This is a genomic window from Emticicia sp. (assembly GCF_049241225.1).
Lineage (GTDB): Bacteria > Bacteroidota > Bacteroidia > Cytophagales > Spirosomataceae > Emticicia.
This window is the reverse complement of sequence record NZ_JBMLRC010000315.1, coordinates 7,234-9,434: the sequence shown is the minus strand read 5'-3', so window position 1 is coordinate 9,434 and position 2,201 is coordinate 7,234. Positions and strand designations below refer to the sequence as shown.

2 protein-coding genes are annotated in these 2,201 nt (G+C 40.3%); both read right to left on the bottom strand.

What is annotated here, in order from left to right; all coding sequences use genetic code 11:
- Positions 1–1,175 (bottom strand): CmpA/NrtA family ABC transporter substrate-binding protein (locus tag ACOVO2_RS16725; protein ID WP_421771079.1); only part of this gene is annotated, 1,175 nt, incomplete at its 3' end.
- A gap of 111 nt (positions 1,176–1,286) precedes the next feature.
- A partial coding sequence (locus tag ACOVO2_RS16720) for an alginate export family protein (protein WP_421771078.1) occupies positions 1,287–2,201 on the bottom strand: 915 nt, incomplete at its 5' end.

The window sequence follows — 2,201 nt, the reverse complement described above, 5'->3', positions numbered from 1 at the left end:
TTAATGTCAAGAGTAGTTTTGAATGCTTGCATATCTGGCTGAACAGGCACGCTCATCTCTTTGGCCACTTCGGCAAACAAATCATCTAAAATCAATTTCTCAGCAATTCCTTTATAGTCTGGAGCTGTTTTTAAGTAGCCAAAACGTACGTATTGAGCCAAAAACCACATCGCATACGATTTTTTAGGAGTTGCTACTACACCATTGTTGTAGAATGTCATGTAGTCATCTTTGTATTTTTGCACACCTAATTCACAACCTAAATCATTTGAGCCTAACAAGCGAGCTTCCAAAACCGCCACTGGAGCATTTACATAATATGGTTTCGATAACCAAGCCGCTGCTTTCTTACGATTCCCCATGTTATCCAACCATTTTTGTGCTTCAATGATAGCCTTCATTACTTTCTTCAAATCCTCTTTTTGGCCTGCCGCAAATTTGCTATTAACTACCAATGCTTTTTCTGGGTGGTTTTTCCAAATATCTTGGCTTGCAATGTGCGTAAAACCTACGCTTTGTGCTACTGCCACGCCATTCCAAGGCTCACCTACACAGAAACCTTCCATGTTGTCAACTTTCATGTTTGCTACCATTTGTGGCGGTGGAATCGTGATGATACCTACTGATTTTTGATTTACACCAGCGGCCGCCATCCAGTTTCTCAACCAAATATCGTGTGTACCTCCTGGGAAAGTCATGGCAAAGGTTACTTCTTTACGTTTTTTGATTTCTGTAATAGCTGAGTTTACTTTTTTCAAATCTTTGAAACCTACCAATCCACAGAAATCTTTTGAGAGTGAAATAGCCTGACCGTTGTTATTGAGTGTCATGGCAATTTTCATTTCCGAACCAGCTTTTCCGCCTACGCCCGTATAAACCGATAAAGGCATTGAAAACAAACAATGAGCTCCGTCTAATTCGCCATTCAAAACTTTATCACGAATATTGGCCCAAGAAGCCTCTTTGCTTAGTTCTACGTTTACTCCGTATTTCGTGAATAAACCTAACTCTTTTGCTGCTACCAACGGAGCACAGTCGGTCAGTGGAATAAAGCCTAATTTAATTGCCTCAGCAGCAGGATATTTGAATGCTGAGATGGTAGAAGCTAAGATAATGACAGCCCCCAACCCCAATGGGGAGCTAATTTTGAATATTGATTTGAATATATTTTTCATGATATTAAAAGCCCCCTTGCCCCAGAGGGGGAATTTTTGGGCTATATTTTTATGTTTTTTTAATAATTTTAACATTGTTCCTAAATCCCCCTTTAGGGGTTAGGGGTGTGCTTATTGCTTAATGGCAACAGGTTTAGTGTAGAAGAAATCTGGACGAATGTTAAGCATCAAGTATCCCCACTGGCCAGTTTTGCGGGTTTTATCCATCGAATTTTGCTTCACGTATTCGAGGCTGTTGTTTCCTTTCATTACAGAATAACCTAACTCAACCGAAGTGAATTTATTGAGAGAATAATTCAAGACTAAATCATATTCCATGCCCAACATCGGTGAAATTTTTGCACCTGCTGGAGCATCTTTCATTTTATTTGGCGTATCAGCAGCCAAAGCAAAATAATGAATGTCGAAAGTAGTTGTTAGGCGAGGTGCTGCATGTTTAATTTTAAAGAAAGCATTTTGGAGTCCACCAACTGGTGAGCCAGTTCCAACATAGAAGTAATCCATATACCCCCAATGTTTGTGCGGTGTTCCATAAAGTGGGTCGAAACGGCTCGTTTCACCAGCTTTTGTATTAAAACCATCATTGCCAGAAAGCACTTCGTAGCCTGGTCCAAAACTTAAAAGTCCTTTTTGCATCATCAAATTTGCTCCATAGTAGTAGGCGTTTGTAATTTTCAAGCCATCACGGTCTTTTCCTGATTGCACATACCCAAATGCTTGCCATGCAACTTTACCGAGTTTTGCCGAAGCATTGCCAAATTGTCCAGTAAGCATAGCTCCATAAGTAAAGCGAGAATTTACACCCGATTGGTCATAACGTCTGCCATATACGTAACCCTGCGTAGCATTTCCCAAACTATCAATACGGTATTTCGAGAAATCATCTTTGAAGAATAAAACCGAAAGTTTGGTTTGTTTGAACTTATGGGTCAAATATGCCATTTGAAACGACTTGAACATTTGGTTTTGTCCATTTGTGCTGGCTGCATTGGCCAAAACTGGAGCTCCGCCTTTACCGCTGGTTGG